Consider the following 17,072-nt stretch of genomic DNA (forward strand, 5'->3'; position numbering starts at 1 on the left):
TTTGTATTTTTGGATTAAAACCAACACAATATGAATATAGAACTTATCAAAAAGCACTATAAAACGATAAGCAACGAAAAACTTATTTCCCTGGCTACTACCGAAGCACATGGGCTACGCAAAGAGGTTGTACCTATTTTAATGGAAGAAATACGCTCAAGAAATCTTGATAAAAATATTATTGAAGGATTTGATAGGCAAATGAAAAAATTAACACATGAGGAATTGATTAATTATTGCACTATAGTACAAAACTGCCCATGCCCATACTGCGGAAGCACCAGTGATAAGCTAAATGGAGGTGTAGCAAAAAATACCATCAGTGTATTACTTTTCACCTTTCAAAATACAAAAACATTTATAGCTTGCCGGAATTGCAATAATAAGTTTTATAATTCAGCCAATACAAAAACAGCGTTGCTTGGGTGGTGGGGCCTACCTTGGGGACCTATCAAAACTATAGGCACCTTAATTTATAACAGTAAAATACGCAGAGAAAGTGAGGTTACAGCCCCAAGCCCGTTACTACAAAATTTTGTAAAAGAGAATATTGGGAAAATAGAAATTGAAAAAAATAACCCTAAAGGGTTACAAAGAATTATTACAATAACAGAATAACACTTTTACTTTACGCCAAAATTAATCCAACCTTAAGTTTAATAATAGCTATTTATTAATTTTAGGAACAGCTTTTGTTTTTGATAAATAAAAATCAACGTATTATGTTTCGCTCAAAAACATTCCTTTTTTCAGCGCTTGGAGCCGCTATAATGGCATTTTCAGGGTTTAAGACCACTGAAACTAAAACTTCTGTAAATAAAGAAAAATATGCGCCGGGTATTGTACTCACCTTTGATGATGACTATGTAGATGACTGGTATAATGCTGAAAAACTGTTACATCCTTACGGCTGGAAGGCTACATTTTTTATTTGCAAATACACTCAGCTTACCCCTGAGCAAAAAAGGAAACTGCATTACCTTGAAAAAATGGGGCATGATATTGCAGGACATGGTTTTAATCATGAAAATGCCGTGAAGTTTTCTGCATCACATGGCCTGGATGGTTATGTAAACAGTGAAATTATACCACTAAAAGCAGCCATGAAAAAAGACGGCTTTAATATTAAATCCTTTGCGTATCCAGATGGTGCGCATAATCCGGCACTGGATGATAAACTTTTAGGACAGTTTGATTTTATACGCGGCACCACTTATGGCGAGCTTGCACCGGAAAACCAGTTTTGTTACTATGAAGGGAAAAGGGTTATTTATGGCTTAGGTATAGACGATGATTACAAACAGTTTAACCTGCCTTACTTTAAAAGCCTTATGCTATATGCGAAACAGCATAACAAAATATTGATTTTATACGGACACAAAACAGTAGATAATGCCGATGAAAAACTGGAAACACCTTTTGAAGCTTTGCAACAAATATGTGAGTACGCGGTAGATAACGGATTGAAATTTTACACTGTTGACGAATTAAAAAAGCTTTAATTATTCATTGCTTAAAAAAGAAACAATTAACACTCCCTTAACCCTCAAATGGCTCATTGATTCGTAATTTTATAAGACAAACAAATTACAATAAATCATGAGTTCATTTAACGGAAAAACAATAATCATTACCGGTGCGGGCATGGGACTTGGACTGGCTACAGCCAAAGTACTTGCCGGAAAAGGCGCTAACCTTACCCTTGTAGATTATAACGAAGAAGCCCTGAATAAGGCAAAAGCTGAAATAACCACAGCGCAACCCAACGTCAAAGTACTTACAGTAGTAGCTAACGTAGCAGACGAACAAGCTGTAAAAAACTATGTAGATAAAACCGTTACCGAGTTTGGCAGAATAGACGGATTTTACAACAATGCCGGTATAGAAGGAAAACAGGCCCCGCTTATAGAATACGACATTGAAGTATTTAAAAAAGTAATAGACATCAACCTGCTTGGCGTTTACTATGGCATGCGCTATGTAATTCCGGTAATGCAGAAAAAAGGAGGCGGCCGCATAGTAAACGTAGCATCGGTAGGTGGTATACGTGGTGTTGTAAACCAAACGGCTTACGTAGCTACCAAGCACGCCGTATCGGGCATGACCAAGAATGCCGCCATAGAGTACGGTAAAGACGGCATCTATACGAATGCCATAGCTCCGGGAGCCATACTTACACCTATGGTTGCTGAAGCTTTTAAGCAGGTAAACCCTGCCGACCCGAAAGCCGCCGAAACCGAATATGCACAACGCAACCCTACCCGCAGGCTGGGCCAGCCGGAAGAAGTAGGTAAACTTGTAGCATTTTTATTGAGTGATGATTGTGCTTACGTAAAAGGACAAACCATAGCTATAGATGGTGGCGAGAGTAACCTATACGGCAATTCATAATATTTTTTTCTGGTTACACATATAAACATGTGTTAAGGCAATATCTTACAACAAGGTGTTGCCTTTTTTTATTAAAATAAAAAAACCGGAACTAATGCCCCGGTTTCTAATATCTTATAAGGTTATGATTAACCTAATACTTCTTTAACTTTTTTACCTATTTCGGCAGGAGAGTCTACAACGTGGATACCGTTTTCCCTCATGATGCGTTTTTTAGCTTCAGCAGTATCATCTGCACCACCTACAATAGCACCTGCGTGACCCATTGTACGTCCTTTAGGAGCAGTTTCACCAGCAATGAAACCAATTACAGGCTTACGGTTACCGTCTGCTTTAACCCATTTAGCAGCATCAGCTTCAAGTTGTCCACCAATTTCACCTATCATGATGATAGCTTCCGTTTCAGGGTCGTTCATAAGAAGTTCTACAGCCTCTTTAGTAGTAGTACCAATGATAGGGTCACCACCGATACCAATAGCTGTAGTAATACCAAGACCTTGTTTTACAACCTGGTCTGCAGCTTCATAAGTAAGAGTACCTGATTTAGATACGATACCTACTTTACCTTTTTTGAATACGAAACCTGGCATGATACCTACCTTAGCCTCACCCGGAGTGATAACACCTGGGCAGTTAGGGCCTATAAGGCGGCAATCTTTACCTTTAATATAATCATAAGCTTTAATCATGTCTGCTACAGGAATACCTTCAGTAATAGCGATGATTACCTTAATACCTGCCTCAGCAGCTTCCATAATTGCATCAGCAGCAAATGCTGGCGGAACAAATATGATAGAAGTATCGGCACCGGCAATATCTACTGCGTCTTTTACAGTGTTGAAAACTGGCTTATCAAGGTGAGTAGAACCACCTTTGCCCGGCGTAACACCACCTACTACGTTAGTACCATACTCAATCATCTGTGTAGCGTGGAATGTACCCTCGCTTCCGGTAAAACCCTGTACAATTATTTTAGAATCTTTATTAACTAGAACACTCATGATATATTGTTTATTGTTTTTCTTTATTTGCGATACAAAAATAGCGTATTTAACTAATATATACGCACGTTTTTTTATGATTTATATGTGAATTTTACTCTTAAAATCACTCAACTTGTATAATCTTCTTGTCAGTATAAGTTTTATAAAACATTCTTATGTCATTGTCAGGATATTGTTTCCTTAGCCTGTAATAAAGTTGTTTATAATACCAAACCAAATTAATCGGCCCTTGTGAATACTGTAGGTGCGTGTACCATGCCAAACTAAAAACTTTACCCCCTTCACAAATAGTGCTCTTACTGTTAAGAATATAAGCTTTTCTAAACGGCCTCATCTTTTCATCATCTTTCACACAAATATTTACACCGTCATTTTTTCCGGTATACATACCTGAAGAGAGTTCAAGAGGCCACAAACGCACAAAACTGCAAAGTGGTAATACAAACCAAAAAATGGCCAAAACTATTTTTGTTGAAACTGGCAGTACCGCTTTCTCTTTCTGAATTTGCACATCCGCAGATGTAGACAAAATATAAAGCAGGTAAATAATTGTCATAACATTCCATGGGACAATAGAATTAAAAGGCTGGTGCTCTAATACCATTTTAAAAAACAAAATGAACAAGTGCATGGGTATTAATATATACATAGCGTTCTTTTTATTTTTAGAGAAAAACAATAAAAAACCCGCCGCAGCTTCAATAATACTCATGGAAATACCTGTATAGTGTATGAAAGGGGTAATTGGGGAATTATATGAAAAAATGTGTTTTAAAAAAAATAAGTCCCAAACTTTGTGTAGGAAAGCACCGTTAAATTTATGAAGCCCGCTAAAAAAATAGGTAGACGACAGTATACATACAGCTACTTGCCTAAAATTAAAAGACCTATAGAAATAGAGAGCAAAATACCCAAAGAGAAACAAATACATATACTCCCATGCTTGTAGCCTTAGGGCGTCTAGTAGTACAGAAAACACTTCAACAAACATAAATGCTACAATAAGCCATCTTACAGGCCTTATGAGTATTGTTGTTAATAATGCTAATGACAGTACATATAACAGTAAATGCAATTGTGGAGGCAAACCGTCTAATGCTTCTATAAAGCTTACCGTAGGCAAGGCACGCCCGCCCAACCAGGATTCATAAGTAAATACCTTACCTAATATCCAAAAAAAACAGGTGAACCTTATTAGGTTTACCTGCGTAAAAATTTTCTCTTTTATTTGGTGTATGATCATCTAACTTAATTGATGCGTCATTACATAACCCCGGTACAACTTACCATCAAGCAGTTCCCAAATGGACATGCTTAAAGAAAGTTCTTTTTCCTCTAAAGGATTGTCTGGGGTAGTAATATAGTTTATATAACGTGCAGAAACTTTGTTTTCACCTTCAGCAATAACATGCGTTACTTTCAGCCTTAAAGTACTGTATTGTTTACTGGTAAACTCCGAAAAACGTATTAATTCCTTATAATCCAGTTCCAGATACCCACGTGGGCTATGCCACTGCACCAAAGCCTGCGGATGCAAATAATCCTTAATCTTTTCTGGAGTAAGAAGTGCGTGGTAATAATCTACTATAAACTGCTTTATATCCATATAAAAGAAGTGGAATTAGAAATTATTTCAGTTTTTCAAGTATTTCAGGAATACGTTTTACGTGAGCTATCTGTTTAAATTTCTCACGCGACTCCTCGGCTGGTGAGCCAAAATACACTTTTCCGCCTTCTAAAGATTTACCTACGCCACTTTGTGCCAGCACTACAGCTTTCTGACCAATAGTAATAGCGCTTGAAATACCTACCTGGCCCCACATGGTTACTTCATCTTCAACCACAACGCAACCCGCAATACCGGTTTGTGATGCAATCAAACACTTTTTGCCAATAACAGTATCATGGCCTATATGTACCTGATTATCTATTTTAGTTCCGGCACCAATGGTAGTATCACCGGTAACACCTTTATCTATAGTGCATAGAGCCCCTATGCCCACATTGTCTTCTATAACAACACGACCGCATGATAAAAGTTGATCAAAACCTTCAGGGCGTTTTTTGTAATAAAAAGCGTCTCCACCAAGTACTGTACCCGAATGAATAATTACGTTATCGCCTATAACAGTATTGTCATAAATAGCCACATTACTGTGTATAAGGCAATTTTTACCAATGGTAACATTGTTCCCTACAAAGGTATTGGGTTGTATCACTGTACCCTCGCCTATCAGTGCTGTAGGTGCTACAATAGCTGTAGCGGGCTGAAATGGCCTGAAATGGGTACTTATTTTATTAAAATCCCTAAATGGATCGTCAGATATAAGTAACGCTTTCCCCTCAGGGCAATCTACTTTTTTGTTGATTAAAACAATTGTAGCTGCAGATTGAAGCGCTTTGTCATAATATTTAGGGTGGTCTACAAACACTATATCGCCGGGTTCCACTACGTGGATTTCATTCATTCCGTGAACCGGGAAATTATCATCGCCCACATATTCACTGCCTATTATTGCAGCGATATCCTTTAATGCCTGTATGTTTGGAAATTTCATTTATAAGTATATTCCTGAGTTAGGTTATTCGGTTTTTTCTAAATAGCAGCTAAGGTAACTTTATGAATTAACTATCAATAAATATTTATTTTATTACTGCTTCCAGTGTATAATTTTATCCAAATCTACGAAAAATAGTTCCTTAAAAAAAGAATTCGTGGATTTACTAATCCTCAATTCAGCATCCCCAAATTGACGAATTAACAAATCCACGAATCCACAATAAAAAAACTATTCTTTTACACGCTCAAGGTATTGGCCTGTAGCGGTATCGATTTTAATTTTATCTCCTTCGTTAATAAAAAGAGGTACGTTTACGTTAGCACCGGTTTCTACTTTAGCAGGCTTAGTAGCGTTAGTAGCAGTGTTGCCTTTAACACCCGGCTCGGCATAAGTAACTTCAAGAACAACAGAAGCTGGCATATCTACAGAAAGAGGCGCTTCAGTCTCAGCATTGATGATAACCATTACATTTTCACCTTCTTTTAAAAGCCCAGGAGCATCAAGAATATCTTTGTTCAAAGTTATTTGCTCATACGTTTCAGCATTCATAAAGTGAAAATCGTCTCCTTCAGCATAAAGGAACTGAAACTTGTGTGTTTCTACCCTTACGTCTTCAATTTTATGTCCTGCCGAAAAAGTATTATCAAGTACTTTACCAGTAGTAAGGCTTTTTAGCTTTGTACGTACAAAAGCGGGGCCTTTACCCGGTTTTACGTGAAGGAATTCGATGATTTTATAAATATCGTGGTTAAATTTTATGCACAGACCGTTACGTATATCTGATGTAGTTGCCATTTCGTAAGAATTATTGTTTATTTTTTGTTTTTAAAATTATAGTCCGCCTGTATAGCCTTTCATAATACCTCTTGACGAGTTACGCACCGTCATGATAATTTCATCACGCTCCGGCGTAGCTTCCATTTCGGCTTCTATTATTTCAATAGCCTGAGTGGTATTATAATTTTTTTGGTACAGTATACGGTATATGTTTTGTATTTCAGTGATTTTTTCAGAAGTGAACCCCCTTCTTCTTAAACCTACTGAATTAATACCCACATATGAAAGCGGCTCACGAGCAGCTTTAACATACGGAGGAACGTCTTTACGCACTAATGAACCGCCGGTTACAAATGCGTGGTTACCTATTGTTGAGAACTGGTGCACAGCCACCATACCTGCAAGTACCACATAGTCGCCTACGGTAATGTGACCGGCAAGGTTAGTGTTGTTACTGAAGATACAGTAGTTACCCACCATACAGTCGTGCGCTATGTGAGAATACGCCATTACAAGACAATTGTTTCCTATGACGGTTTTCATCCTGTCTGATGTACCACGGTTTATAGTAACACATTCGCGAATGGTAGTGTTATCGCCTATTTCTGCAGTAGTTTCCTCACCTTGATATTTAAGATCCTGAGGTGGAGCAGAAATTACTGCACCCGGAAATATATTACAGTTTTTACCTATACGGGCACCTTCCATAATGGTAACGTTAGAACCTATCCAGGTTCCTTCGCCTATAACCACATTGTTATGGATGGTGGTAAAAGGTTCTATCACCACGTTTTTGGCTATTTTAGCCCCGGGGTGTACGTATGCTAAGGGTTGATTCATACCTTATTGTTCGTTTAATTTGATGATTTAGCTATTTGTGCCATAAGCTCAGCTTCTGCTACTAACTTGCCGTTTGCGTAAGCATTAGCCTGCATGTGGCATATACCACGGCGAATTGGCGAAAGCAGGTCACACTTAAATACTAGTGTATCGCCCGGAAGTACCTTGTGCTTGAACTTTACATTATCTATCTTCATGAAATAAGTAAGGTAGTTCTCAGGATCCGGAACGGTGCTTAATATAAGTATACCTCCCGTTTGTGCCATAGCCTCTACAATAAGCACACCAGGCATAACCGGTGCTCCAGGGAAATGCCCCACGAAGAAATTTTCGTTCATGGTTACGTTCTTCTGGCCTACTACGTGGGTGTCGCTCATTTCAATGATTTTGTCAACCAACAGGAATGGTGGCCTGTGTGGCAGCATACTCATTATTTTATGAATATCCATAAGCGGCTCCTTGTTCAAATCGTAAGTGGGAACAAAGTTACGCTGCTCTATTTTGATAATTTTAGAAAGTTTTTTTGCAAACTGAGTATTCACAAAATGGCCCGGCTTGTTAGCTATTACCTTACCCTTAATCCTTGTACCTATTAGGGCAAGGTCGCCTATAACATCAAGTAGTTTATGACGTGCAGCTTCGTTAGGGTAATGCAGGGTAAGGTTATCCAGTATACCATTTGGCTTAACAGTAATGCTTTCTTTACCAAAAGCTGTTTTAAGCCTTTCCATAGTATCAGGAGAGATTTCCTTATCTACATACACTATAGCATTATTAAGATCCCCTCCTTTTATCAGCCCATGTTCTAATAGGGTTTCAAGCTCATGAAGGAAACTAAAAGTACGCGCATCAGATATTTCAGCTTTAAAATCGGTCATGGTTTTAAGCGTAGCATTTTGGGTACCTAAAACTTTGGTGCCAAAATCTACCATGGTAGTTACCTGATACTCATCAGCAGGCATAACTATAATTTCGCTGCCTGTATTTTCATCAGTATAAGAAATAACTTCTTTTACTACATATACTTTACGCTCAGCATCCTGCTCTTCCACTCCTACTTTTTCTATGGCTTCCACAAAAAACTTAGAAGACCCATCCATAATAGGTGGTTCGCTGGCATCAAGCTCAATAATTACGTTATCTACATCACAACCCACAAATGCGGCAAGTACGTGTTCAGATGTTTGTATCTTAACACCCTTTTTTTCAAGGTTAGTACCGCGCTGGGTATTTACTACATAATTGGCATCTGCTTCAATAACCGGTTGGCCTTCCAGGTCTACCCGAACAAAAGTGTAACCGTTGTTTACAGGTGCAGGCTTAAAAGTCATTGTTACTTCCTTGCCTGTGTGAAGGCCCACACCCTTTAATGAGATCTCACTTTTGATTGTGGTTTGTTTCACCATTAGTATTTGTGTTTTATTCGTTTAATCTTTGTTCACTTTTTTCAGATTGTCTATTTCAGCAACAATTTTCGGTAAGTTACGGAAATGCACATACGATTTATTAAAATCAGTATACCCCATGGCCGGGCTACCCTGTATGGCTTCACCGTCCGGAATGTTACGTCCCACACCGCTCTGCGCCTGTATACGTACACCGTTTCCTATGGTAAGGTGACCGGCAATACCTACTTGTCCGCCAATGATGCAATTCTTACCAATTTTGCTGGAACCAGCAATACCGGTTTGCGATGCTATAACCGTATTTTCGCCAATAACTACGTTGTGGGCTATTTGAATCTGGTTGTCCAGCTTCACACCTTTTTTAATAACTGTACTGCCCAATGTGGCACGGTCTATAGTAGTGCATGCTCCCACATCAACATTATCTTCAAGGATAACATTACCTATTTGAGGCACCTTGCTGTATTCGCCTGCTTCATTTGGCGTATAGCCAAAACCATCTGAACCTATGATAGACCCCGAATGAATAGTACATCCGCTACCTATAATAGTTTCGCTGTATACACGTACGCCGGCAAACAATATACTGTTGTCGCCTATGGTTACATTATCACCTACAAAAGTGTTAGGATATATTTTTACGTTAGTTCCTATTTTTACATTTTTGCCGATGTAGCAAAACGCTCCCAGATACAAATGATCGCCATAAGTAACGTTCTCAGATATAAATGAAGGCTGCTCTATACCGCTCTTCATCAGCTTAACCTGGTTGTAATATTCCAGCAGCTTAGAGAAAGCCTTGTATGCATCTTCTACCTTAATTAGTGTGGTAGTAATAGGAGCATCGGGCTCAAATGTGCGGTTAACAATAGTTATCGAAGCCTGGGTAGTATATATATAAGGAGTATACTTAGGATTAGCCAAAAATGTAATGGCTCCTTCTGTACCTTCTTCTATTTTGGCAAGGGTATGCACTTCAGCCTGTGGATTACCTACCACATCGCCTTCCAGTACGCCTGCTATTTGTTCTGCTGTAAATTTCATCCCGACAAAAATAAAAAATTTAATTAAATCGCAGCTTCTTCCAAAAGATGTTTTGGATAACACACATAGTACTTGGTTACCGGCCTTGATAACGCTTTAAGGTTCAGCTGGTCGCTGGCCTGTATAACATCTTCTACAGTGCGGTCTTTATGCATTATATGTATAGGTTCGCCCTCTTTATTGTACGCCTGGTTTTTCACTTTTCCTTCAAAAACGAAATATTTAGCATCTTTTTCAGGAATTCCCAGCTTTTCTGATGCCCTGCGGCGCAGCTCAGCCACTTCCTCCCTACTCGCTTTATCAGATTGTAAGCGTATCTTCGGAAGGTCGCGGTTTATAATCATTTTACTCAGCTCACTAAGCACAAAATCACTATGAAACTGCCAGCCTTTTATAGCACCTATAATATCAAAATCGTCAAGGTACGAGAACTTCTTAAGCACATCAGGAGTAAAATCCTCCTTATTAATGGTGTGCTTCATAAAAAACATCAGCGGTTCGCTGGCATTTATCTCAATACCGTCGTGAAGTAGCTGACGGGCACGCTTTAGTATCTTAGTCAATATCAGTTCGGCAGCAACACTTGTTTTGTGCAGGTACGCCTGCCAGTACATAAGACGGCGGGCTACAATAAATTTCTCTACACTGTAAATGCCCTTTTCTTCTATAACCAACTTATCACCCTCTACATTAAACATTTGTATAAGGCGCTCGCTGTTAATGTTTCCTTCAGCCACACCGCTGTAAAAGCTGTCACGCTTCAGGTAGTCCATCCTGTCCATATCCAGCTGGCTCGATATAAGCTGCAGCATAAATTTACGATGGTACTCGCCCCTGAAAATCTTTATGGCAAGACTAAGCTTACCATTAAAAGTCTCATTAAGGCTGTCCATAAATATCAGCGAAATATCTTCGTGGCTTACTCCTTCCACTATGCTGTGTTCCATAGCATGACTAAAAGGCCCGTGCCCTATATCGTGCAGCAATATGGCTATACACAGCGCATTTTCCTCCTCAGCGCTAATATCTACACCTTTAAAGCGTAAAACCGAAACTGTACGCTGCATTATGTGCATGCAGCCCAGCGCATGGTGAAAACGCGTATGATGCGCCCCGGGATATACCAGGTACGAAAGCCCCATTTGTGTAATGCGCCTAAGCCTTTGAAAATACGGGTGTTGTATAAGGTCGTATAAAAGTGGGTCCGTTATGGAAATGAACCCGTATATAGGATCGTTAAGTATCTTTAATTTGTTGATGGTGCTCACGCAGCTATAAAATTTTAACAAAGATATTAAAATCAATGCTATTTTATATATACCACAGCATTTTAACTACCCTTGTAAGACATTTAACGCCAATTGGTAATACGTGTTAAACACAGGTTAATCAGCACGGAATTATGCCGTTAACTTTAAAAAAATGTTGTAACTTTATATGACTAAATTTGAAAGTCATGAGAGCAAACTACTATCTTTCAGCCTTTATGTTGTGCGGTATTTACGCCTATGCACAGCCCACCGAACGCCCCGACACAGAGCAGCCCGCCATAACGGTTGCTGATGTGGAGCAAGATGCCAAAGAAGCTTCCGATCAACGAAAGACCTACGAAGCCGACAAGCTTGCCGAAAAGGATAAGATATTAGCAGATAATACTAAAGAACCGAAAAAAGAAACAGCTTCGTCAAAGTCTTTATATACTTCTACCAGAAAATCTTCAAAAAAGCCTGGAAAACAATAATAACGTTATTTTTTGTTACTTAGGTTATTGAAGGAGAGGTCTGCAAAAGAAATTTTGCAGGCCTTTTGTTGTTTATATGCGGCTTGTTTCCGGCGTTCCATTCCGACCGTAGCGCGGCGGAGTGGAGAAATCTCAAAGCATTCATTAAGAGATGTCTCCTATCGTCGACATGAAACACTCTACAGCAAATTACTTTTTTGGCAACATCATTTCGTTTGTATAAATATGTACCTTTAACCTAAAACCAATCGATGAAAACCAAAATAAAAAAGAGGTATATACTTGCAGCCATTATACTTATTGGACTACTTATACCGCAAAAATACAGCATACCCGTAGCTGGCGCCACCAAAAACAGCTATAACCCAAAATCGTTCTGGTACTATCCGTGGGGCAAGTCCGTCACGCATAAGGGTATTGACATTTTTGCAAAGGAAGGAACAGACGTAAATGCAGCGACATCAGGTTTGGTATTGTATACCGGAACATTAGGCATGGGTGGCAATGTAGTAGTGTTACTCGGCCCGAAATGGCGGCTGCATTACTATGCTCATTTAAAAGACGTACATACCCATACCCTGGGTTGGGCAAGCCGTGGTGAAGCCATAGCCACCGTAGGCAGCACCGGTAATGCCGCCGGGAAACCACCGCACCTGCACTACAGCATGGTAACGCTTATTCCCTACCCGTGGCGCATAGACCGCGACCGGCAGGGCTTGATGAAGATGTTTTATTTAGACCCTACAGGGTATATTGAGGAGGATTTGGACAAATAACTATTCTTTAAGCCACTCCTTAAACTTTACCGGCAACACAGTATCAACAGGAAATTCCCTTGCAGTGTACCCTGTAGTATCTTTTATAAGTATTAGATGTTCTTGTAAATCTGAATTATAAAACCATAAATTACTTTTCTTATCTAAAAAGATTCCCCATTTCTGGTAACTGCTAAACGTTTTTACACTACCATAATCATACAATGAATTACGATTAGCATCATAAAAAGAAAAAGTAAGGCTCCCATCCTTAAACTCTCTTACCTGAATAGTTTTACTTCCTTCTTTATCATAAAAAGAATACTTGCCGGACTTAAAAATAAAATCGTCGGCAGAGAGTTTATGAATACCATCGGCCTCTTTTCGGCACGATATTAGCAAGAAAACAATTGATAAAATTACAATACGCATGCTGGTTGTTTTGCTCAAGTATAAGACAAACACCACATTAACATCGGTGTATTTTATAAAAAATTTAATACTAAAATCGTTAAATAAAACTAACTTGCATACGTTATAATACGAACGAAAATTCTTTCATACATATGAACGAGATAAACATACTATGGGTTGATGACGAGATTGAGATGCTGAAGCCCCATATTCTTTTCCTTGAAAAAAAGAACTATACGGTAACTACCGCAAACAACGGCCAGGATGCACTGGAACTGTTTGATAAACAAAACTTCGACATAGTTTTTCTGGACGAAAACATGCCCGGGCTTAGCGGCCTTGAGGTACTGGCCGAAATAAAAGAGAAAAAATCTTCGGTGCCGGTAATCATGATTACCAAAAGCGAGGAGGAAATGATCATGGAGGAGGCTATCGGTTCCAAGATTGCCGATTACCTTATAAAACCCGTAAACCCGAACCAGATACTGCTTTCGCTGAAAAAGAACTTGGACAACTCTCGCCTTGTTTCGAGCAAGACCACGCTGGACTACCAGAAAGAGTTCCGCAAAATATCTATGGATATGGGTATGGTACGCAGCTATGAAGACTGGGTAGATATGTACAAAAGGCTTATATTCTGGGAGATGGAGCTGGAGAACATTGAAGACCAAAGCATGGTGGAGATATTGGAATCTCAAAAAGCGGAAGCCAACTCACAGTTTGGTAAGTTTATAGAGCGCAACTACGAGGATTGGTTCGACCCTAAAGGCGACAAGCCGGTGCTGAGCCACAACCTGTTTCGTGAGTTGGTTATTCCTGAAATAAAGAAAAAACAACCCATACTTTTTGTGGTTATAGACAACCTGCGCTACGACCAGTGGAAAGCCTTTGAAAGCGTGGTTAACAACCATTACAAACTGGAGAAAGAGGCTGCCTACTACTCTATTTTGCCTACGGCTACCCAGTATGCGCGTAATGCTATTTTTAGCGGGCTTACCCCTCTTGAAATGGAGAAAAAATATCCGCAATACTGGAAAAACGACGTAGACGACGGCGGTAAAAACCTGTACGAAGCAGAGTTTCTTACTGAACAGTTGCGCCGCCTGGGCCTTAGCAGCCTGAAGCAGGAGTACTACAAAATTACCAACTACAGGGATGGTAAAAAACTTGCCGACAACTTTAAGGCGCTAAAAGACAACGACATTACTACCATAGTATACAACTTTGTAGACATGCTGAGCCATGCCAAAACCGAAATGGATGTTGTTAAAGAACTGGCCAGTAACGATAAGGCATACCGTTCGCTTACGCTGAGTTGGTTCCGTAACTCGCCACTGCTGGAAATGATACAACAGGCACAACTGCTGGGCATGCGCCTTATTATTACCACAGACCACGGTACCATAAACTGTAAAAACCCAAGTAAGGTTATAGGCGACCGAAATACCAGCCTGAACCTGCGCTATAAAACAGGCCGCAGCCTTACTTTTGAGGATCGCGACGTGTACCATGTAAAAGACCCAAAATCTATTCAGCTGCCTACCATAAACATGAGCAGTTCGTTTATCTTTGCAAAGAACGATTACTTCCTGGCTTACGTAAATAATTATAACCACTACGTAAGCTATTACCGCAATACCTACCAGCACGGTGGTATTTCATTGGAAGAAATGATAATCCCGTTCCTTGTGTTTAACCCGAAATAAAATTTAGTTGACGGTTAACAGTTTACAGTTTTAGGACAAAAAAGATAGCGAAGATGGAGATAACTTTTTCCCTTGAGGAAATCGACAGCGTGGCAAAAGAAGTTTTGGCACAAAATATTAAAGACATTATACTTTTTCATGGTGAAATGGGCGCCGGAAAAACCACATTTATAAAAGCACTTGCAAAACAGTTGGGCGTAACCGATATGACCGGTAGCCCAACGTTTTCGCTTGTAAATGAGTATGCTACCACTGATGGAAAAACCCTGTATCATTTTGATCTTTACCGTCTTAACAGTGAAGAGGAAGCATATGATATGGGTATAGACGAGTACTTTTACAGCGGCAACCTGTGCCTGATAGAATGGCCCGAAAAAACACCAAACCTCATACCTTTAGACCATACCGCAATAAGCATAACCACCCTAACAGACGGAAGGCGAAAACTATCAGTAAATTAACGGGTAGTTTATCATTTTTTTGTACATTGTATCAGTTTTTTATAAAACAACATGCCTATAACACCTTTTACCAGACAACAGCTGCTACCACAGGAAGAGAAGCTTGAAGTAATGAAGCAGCGCGGGGAGCTATTTATTGGTTTACCAAAAGAAACTTCGTACCAGGAGCGCCGTATATGCCTTACCCCCGATGCCGTGAGTTCGCTTGTAGCCCACGGACACAGGGTAATGATAGAGAGTGGCGCAGGCCAAACGGCATCATATAGCGACAAGGAATACAGCGAAGCCGGTGCCGAAATAACGCACGACCCTAAAAAGGTATTTGGTTGCCCAATAATCCTTAAGGTGGAGCCACCTACGGTAAAGGAAATAGAGATGATGAACCCCGAAACGTTACTGATTTCGGCAATACAGCTCAAAACCCAGAAGGAAGATTTTTTCCATGCCCTTGAAACAAAAAGAATAACCGCACTGGCTTTTGAATTTATTAAAGACAGCGACGGCTCTTACCCTGCTGTAAAATCACTAAGCGAAATTGCCGGCACAGCCTCGGTGCTTATAGCTGCCGAACTTATGATAAGCCAGCGACTGGGCAAAGGCCTATTGTTCGGAAACATTACCGGCGTGCCTCCTACAGAGGTTGTTATAATTGGTGCGGGTACTGCTGCCGAATTTGCTGCTAAAACGGCTCTTGGCCTTGGTGCAAGTGTTAAGGTGTTTGACAATTCTATAAACAGGCTACGCAGGCTGCAAAACAACCTGAACCAACGTATATTTACCAGTACCATACAGGAAAAAGCACTACAAAAAGCCCTTATGCGCTGCGATGTAGCCATAGGTGCCATGCGTGGTAAAAACCGTACTCCTATTGTTGTTACCGAGACCATGGTAGAGCGCATGAAACGTGGTGCTGTAGTAATAGATATAGCCATAGATACAGGCGGCTGTTTTGAAACCAGCGAAGTTACCACTCATGAAAAACCTACGTTTGTAAAGCACAACGTTACCCACTACTGCGTACCGAACATACCATCGCGATACAGTAAAACGGCTTCGCTTTCTATAAGTAATATCATTAGCCCGTTTTTACTGCAAATGGCTGAAGATGGTGGCCTTGAAAGTGCCCTGCGATGCGATGCCGGACTAAAAAACGGAATCTATATGTACCACGGCAGGCTTACAAGCCGCAGTATAGGTGAATGGTTTGGGAAAGATTATACTGACATTAACCTGATTGTGTTTTAGGTTTTTCAATTTTGAGCAAAACGAAATAAAAGAAGACTCCTTGTATTGAATCAAAATCTATTTTTATACGCTAATAGCTAATAAGTCTATTTAGTCAAATTAGTTTATTCCGTTGTCTATAAAAATTTCGTGTAACAGATCGATACGTTCACTACAATCATCATCCACGTAATTTAGAAAATTAATATCCTCATCATCCGGCGCAATATAAGCACCTTCACACTCAAAGCATATCTCGTAAAAACAGATTAGTACATTATTTTCATCGTAAAATAATATCCCATTTCGTGGTTCATAACATCCTGTAACCTTAACTACATCGCGCGGATAACCTCTGCGAATTTTATAGTTGATCATTATATTACTAAGTTTATCAATATCCGCCGTATTGGTAAGTTCCTTTTCGTGGATGATATTATACTCATGGGGATATTCTCCCAGCACAACCTTTTCGGTACGAATGTATTTTTGCTTCTTAGTGCTATCCTCTTTAATTACATTGAGTTCAATACTCGCAGGGAAGGATATTAGCACTATACGTTTCGCCTTATTAAAAGGAAACTGCTTCATACGCTCGGCAGGTTTCATAGTACCAAACCAACCGCAATTTTGCTGTTGCGAATAGGCTTTAAACAGGCTACAGATAAAAATAATGAGGATTAATAATTGTTTCATAATTGCTTGGTTACGTTTAACCAAATATAACAAAAAACAGCTGAAGGTTGCC

General features: G+C 39.6%; 20 protein-coding genes. 9 read left to right on the forward strand and 11 right to left on the reverse strand.

Annotated elements, in window-relative coordinates; all coding sequences use genetic code 11:
• Positions 1–30 precede the first annotated feature (30 nt).
• The 3 genes from ACLI1A_RS17025 (at position 31) to ACLI1A_RS17035 (ending at position 2,391) form a co-directional block, all read left to right on the forward strand.
• Positions 31–618 (forward strand): hypothetical protein, encoded by a 588-nt coding sequence (locus tag ACLI1A_RS17025; RefSeq protein WP_411409888.1) that lies wholly within the window; start codon positions 31–33, stop codon positions 616–618.
• 104 nt (positions 619–722) lie between these two features.
• A complete protein-coding gene (locus tag ACLI1A_RS17030; RefSeq protein WP_411409889.1) occupies positions 723–1,502 on the forward strand; it encodes a polysaccharide deacetylase family protein in 780 nt (259 codons plus the stop codon).
• Between the two features lie 97 nt (positions 1,503–1,599).
• Positions 1,600–2,391, forward strand: coding sequence for a glucose 1-dehydrogenase (locus tag ACLI1A_RS17035; RefSeq protein ID WP_411409890.1), 792 nt, complete (start codon positions 1,600–1,602; stop codon positions 2,389–2,391).
• A 128-nt stretch (positions 2,392–2,519) separates the two neighbouring features.
• Here the strand turns inward: ACLI1A_RS17035 and sucD are convergent, their stop codons facing one another.
• Both sucD and ACLI1A_RS17045 read right to left on the reverse strand, forming a co-directional pair.
• Positions 2,520–3,392, reverse strand: a complete 873-nt coding sequence (gene sucD / locus ACLI1A_RS17040) for a succinate--CoA ligase subunit alpha (RefSeq protein ID WP_411409891.1) — start codon at positions 3,390–3,392, stop codon at positions 2,520–2,522.
• Positions 3,393–3,498: 106 nt separating this feature from the next.
• Positions 3,499–4,107, reverse strand: coding sequence for a hypothetical protein (locus ACLI1A_RS17045; protein ID WP_411409892.1), 609 nt, complete (start codon positions 4,105–4,107; stop codon positions 3,499–3,501).
• A gap of 310 nt (positions 4,108–4,417) precedes the next feature.
• Here ACLI1A_RS17045 and ACLI1A_RS17050 point away from each other — a divergent pair, with 310 nt between their 5' ends.
• Positions 4,418–4,546 (forward strand): hypothetical protein, encoded by a 129-nt coding sequence (locus tag ACLI1A_RS17050; protein ID WP_411409893.1) that lies wholly within the window; start codon positions 4,418–4,420, stop codon positions 4,544–4,546.
• 92 nt (positions 4,547–4,638) lie between these two features.
• Here the strand turns inward: ACLI1A_RS17050 and ACLI1A_RS17055 are convergent, their stop codons facing one another.
• The 7 genes from ACLI1A_RS17055 to ACLI1A_RS17085 form a co-directional block, all read right to left on the reverse strand.
• Positions 4,639–5,001, reverse strand: coding sequence for a hypothetical protein (locus tag ACLI1A_RS17055; protein WP_411409894.1), 363 nt, complete (start codon positions 4,999–5,001; stop codon positions 4,639–4,641).
• Between the two features lie 22 nt (positions 5,002–5,023).
• Positions 5,024–5,953, reverse strand: coding sequence for a UDP-3-O-(3-hydroxymyristoyl)glucosamine N-acyltransferase (locus tag ACLI1A_RS17060; RefSeq protein ID WP_411409895.1), 930 nt, complete (start codon positions 5,951–5,953; stop codon positions 5,024–5,026).
• A gap of 231 nt (positions 5,954–6,184) precedes the next feature.
• The gene (gene efp / locus ACLI1A_RS17065; protein WP_411409896.1) at positions 6,185–6,751 is read right to left on the reverse strand and encodes an elongation factor P; all 567 of its coding nucleotides are present in this window, start codon (positions 6,749–6,751) and stop codon (positions 6,185–6,187) included.
• 36 nt (positions 6,752–6,787) lie between these two features.
• Positions 6,788–7,573 carry an acyl-ACP--UDP-N-acetylglucosamine O-acyltransferase gene (gene lpxA, locus ACLI1A_RS17070; protein WP_411409897.1) on the reverse strand — a complete coding sequence of 262 codons (786 nt, stop codon included), beginning with the start codon at positions 7,571–7,573 and terminating at the stop codon, positions 6,788–6,790.
• A 14-nt stretch (positions 7,574–7,587) separates the two neighbouring features.
• On the reverse strand, positions 7,588–8,979 hold the full coding sequence (locus ACLI1A_RS17075) for a bifunctional UDP-3-O-[3-hydroxymyristoyl] N-acetylglucosamine deacetylase/3-hydroxyacyl-ACP dehydratase (RefSeq protein WP_411409898.1): 1,392 nt from the start codon (positions 8,977–8,979) through the stop codon (positions 7,588–7,590).
• A 21-nt stretch (positions 8,980–9,000) separates the two neighbouring features.
• Positions 9,001–10,023, reverse strand: a complete 1,023-nt coding sequence (gene lpxD / locus ACLI1A_RS17080) for a UDP-3-O-(3-hydroxymyristoyl)glucosamine N-acyltransferase (RefSeq protein ID WP_411409899.1) — start codon at positions 10,021–10,023, stop codon at positions 9,001–9,003.
• Positions 10,024–10,046: 23 nt separating this feature from the next.
• Positions 10,047–11,291, reverse strand: a complete 1,245-nt coding sequence (locus ACLI1A_RS17085) for an HD domain-containing protein (RefSeq protein WP_411409900.1) — start codon at positions 11,289–11,291, stop codon at positions 10,047–10,049.
• A 188-nt stretch (positions 11,292–11,479) separates the two neighbouring features.
• Between ACLI1A_RS17085 and ACLI1A_RS17090 the strand changes: the two genes are divergently transcribed.
• Entirely contained in the window at positions 11,480–11,764 is a 285-nt protein-coding gene (locus tag ACLI1A_RS17090; protein WP_411409901.1) for a hypothetical protein, read from the forward strand.
• A gap of 251 nt (positions 11,765–12,015) precedes the next feature.
• Positions 12,016–12,540: a M23 family metallopeptidase gene (locus ACLI1A_RS17095; protein WP_411409902.1), complete on the forward strand. Its 525-nt coding sequence runs from the start codon at positions 12,016–12,018 to the stop codon at positions 12,538–12,540.
• Here the strand turns inward: ACLI1A_RS17095 and ACLI1A_RS17100 are convergent, their stop codons facing one another.
• Positions 12,541–12,951, reverse strand: coding sequence for a hypothetical protein (locus ACLI1A_RS17100; RefSeq protein WP_411409903.1), 411 nt, complete (start codon positions 12,949–12,951; stop codon positions 12,541–12,543).
• A 134-nt stretch (positions 12,952–13,085) separates the two neighbouring features.
• Here ACLI1A_RS17100 and ACLI1A_RS17105 point away from each other — a divergent pair, with 134 nt between their 5' ends.
• Genes ACLI1A_RS17105 through ACLI1A_RS17115 form a run of 3 tightly spaced genes read left to right on the forward strand, consistent with a single transcriptional unit; the run spans position 13,086 to position 16,345 of the window.
• Positions 13,086–14,639 (forward strand): response regulator, encoded by a 1,554-nt coding sequence (locus ACLI1A_RS17105; RefSeq protein WP_411409904.1) that lies wholly within the window; start codon positions 13,086–13,088, stop codon positions 14,637–14,639.
• Positions 14,640–14,692: 53 nt separating this feature from the next.
• Positions 14,693–15,100, forward strand: coding sequence for a tRNA (adenosine(37)-N6)-threonylcarbamoyltransferase complex ATPase subunit type 1 TsaE (gene tsaE / locus ACLI1A_RS17110; RefSeq protein ID WP_411409905.1), 408 nt, complete (start codon positions 14,693–14,695; stop codon positions 15,098–15,100).
• A 51-nt stretch (positions 15,101–15,151) separates the two neighbouring features.
• Complete coding sequence (locus ACLI1A_RS17115; protein WP_411409906.1) at positions 15,152–16,345, forward strand: alanine dehydrogenase; 1,194 nt, start codon at positions 15,152–15,154, stop codon at positions 16,343–16,345.
• A gap of 99 nt (positions 16,346–16,444) precedes the next feature.
• Here the strand turns inward: ACLI1A_RS17115 and ACLI1A_RS17120 are convergent, their stop codons facing one another.
• Positions 16,445–17,020 (reverse strand): hypothetical protein, encoded by a 576-nt coding sequence (locus ACLI1A_RS17120; RefSeq protein ID WP_411409907.1) that lies wholly within the window; start codon positions 17,018–17,020, stop codon positions 16,445–16,447.
• Positions 17,021–17,072: the final 52 nt, after the last annotated feature.

This window comes from Flavobacterium sp. RHBU_3 (assembly GCF_046613565.1).
GTDB lineage: Bacteria > Bacteroidota > Bacteroidia > Flavobacteriales > Flavobacteriaceae > Flavobacterium.

Coding starts and splice junctions, on each gene's coding strand:
- ACLI1A_RS17025 (WP_411409888.1), top strand. CDS start 31: ATGAATATAGAACTTATCAAAAAGCACTATAAAACGATAAGCAACGAA.
- ACLI1A_RS17030 (WP_411409889.1), top strand. CDS start 723: ATGTTTCGCTCAAAAACATTCCTTTTTTCAGCGCTTGGAGCCGCTATA.
- ACLI1A_RS17035 (WP_411409890.1), top strand. CDS start 1,600: ATGAGTTCATTTAACGGAAAAACAATAATCATTACCGGTGCGGGCATG.
- sucD (WP_411409891.1), bottom strand. CDS start 3,392: ATGAGTGTTCTAGTTAATAAAGATTCTAAAATAATTGTACAGGGTTTT.
- ACLI1A_RS17045 (WP_411409892.1), bottom strand. CDS start 4,107: ATGAGTATTATTGAAGCTGCGGCGGGTTTTTTATTGTTTTTCTCTAAA.
- ACLI1A_RS17050 (WP_411409893.1), top strand. CDS start 4,418: ATGAGTATTGTTGTTAATAATGCTAATGACAGTACATATAACAGTAAA.
- ACLI1A_RS17055 (WP_411409894.1), bottom strand. CDS start 5,001: ATGGATATAAAGCAGTTTATAGTAGATTATTACCACGCACTTCTTACT.
- ACLI1A_RS17060 (WP_411409895.1), bottom strand. CDS start 5,953: ATGAAATTTCCAAACATACAGGCATTAAAGGATATCGCTGCAATAATA.
- efp (WP_411409896.1), bottom strand. CDS start 6,751: ATGGCAACTACATCAGATATACGTAACGGTCTGTGCATAAAATTTAAC.
- lpxA (WP_411409897.1), bottom strand. CDS start 7,573: ATGAATCAACCCTTAGCATACGTACACCCCGGGGCTAAAATAGCCAAA.
- ACLI1A_RS17075 (WP_411409898.1), bottom strand. CDS start 8,979: ATGGTGAAACAAACCACAATCAAAAGTGAGATCTCATTAAAGGGTGTG.
- lpxD (WP_411409899.1), bottom strand. CDS start 10,023: ATGAAATTTACAGCAGAACAAATAGCAGGCGTACTGGAAGGCGATGTG.
- ACLI1A_RS17090 (WP_411409901.1), top strand. CDS start 11,480: ATGAGAGCAAACTACTATCTTTCAGCCTTTATGTTGTGCGGTATTTAC.
- ACLI1A_RS17095 (WP_411409902.1), top strand. CDS start 12,016: ATGAAAACCAAAATAAAAAAGAGGTATATACTTGCAGCCATTATACTT.
- ACLI1A_RS17100 (WP_411409903.1), bottom strand. CDS start 12,951: ATGCGTATTGTAATTTTATCAATTGTTTTCTTGCTAATATCGTGCCGA.
- ACLI1A_RS17105 (WP_411409904.1), top strand. CDS start 13,086: ATGAACGAGATAAACATACTATGGGTTGATGACGAGATTGAGATGCTG.
- tsaE (WP_411409905.1), top strand. CDS start 14,693: ATGGAGATAACTTTTTCCCTTGAGGAAATCGACAGCGTGGCAAAAGAA.
- ACLI1A_RS17115 (WP_411409906.1), top strand. CDS start 15,152: ATGCCTATAACACCTTTTACCAGACAACAGCTGCTACCACAGGAAGAG.
- ACLI1A_RS17120 (WP_411409907.1), bottom strand. CDS start 17,020: ATGAAACAATTATTAATCCTCATTATTTTTATCTGTAGCCTGTTTAAA.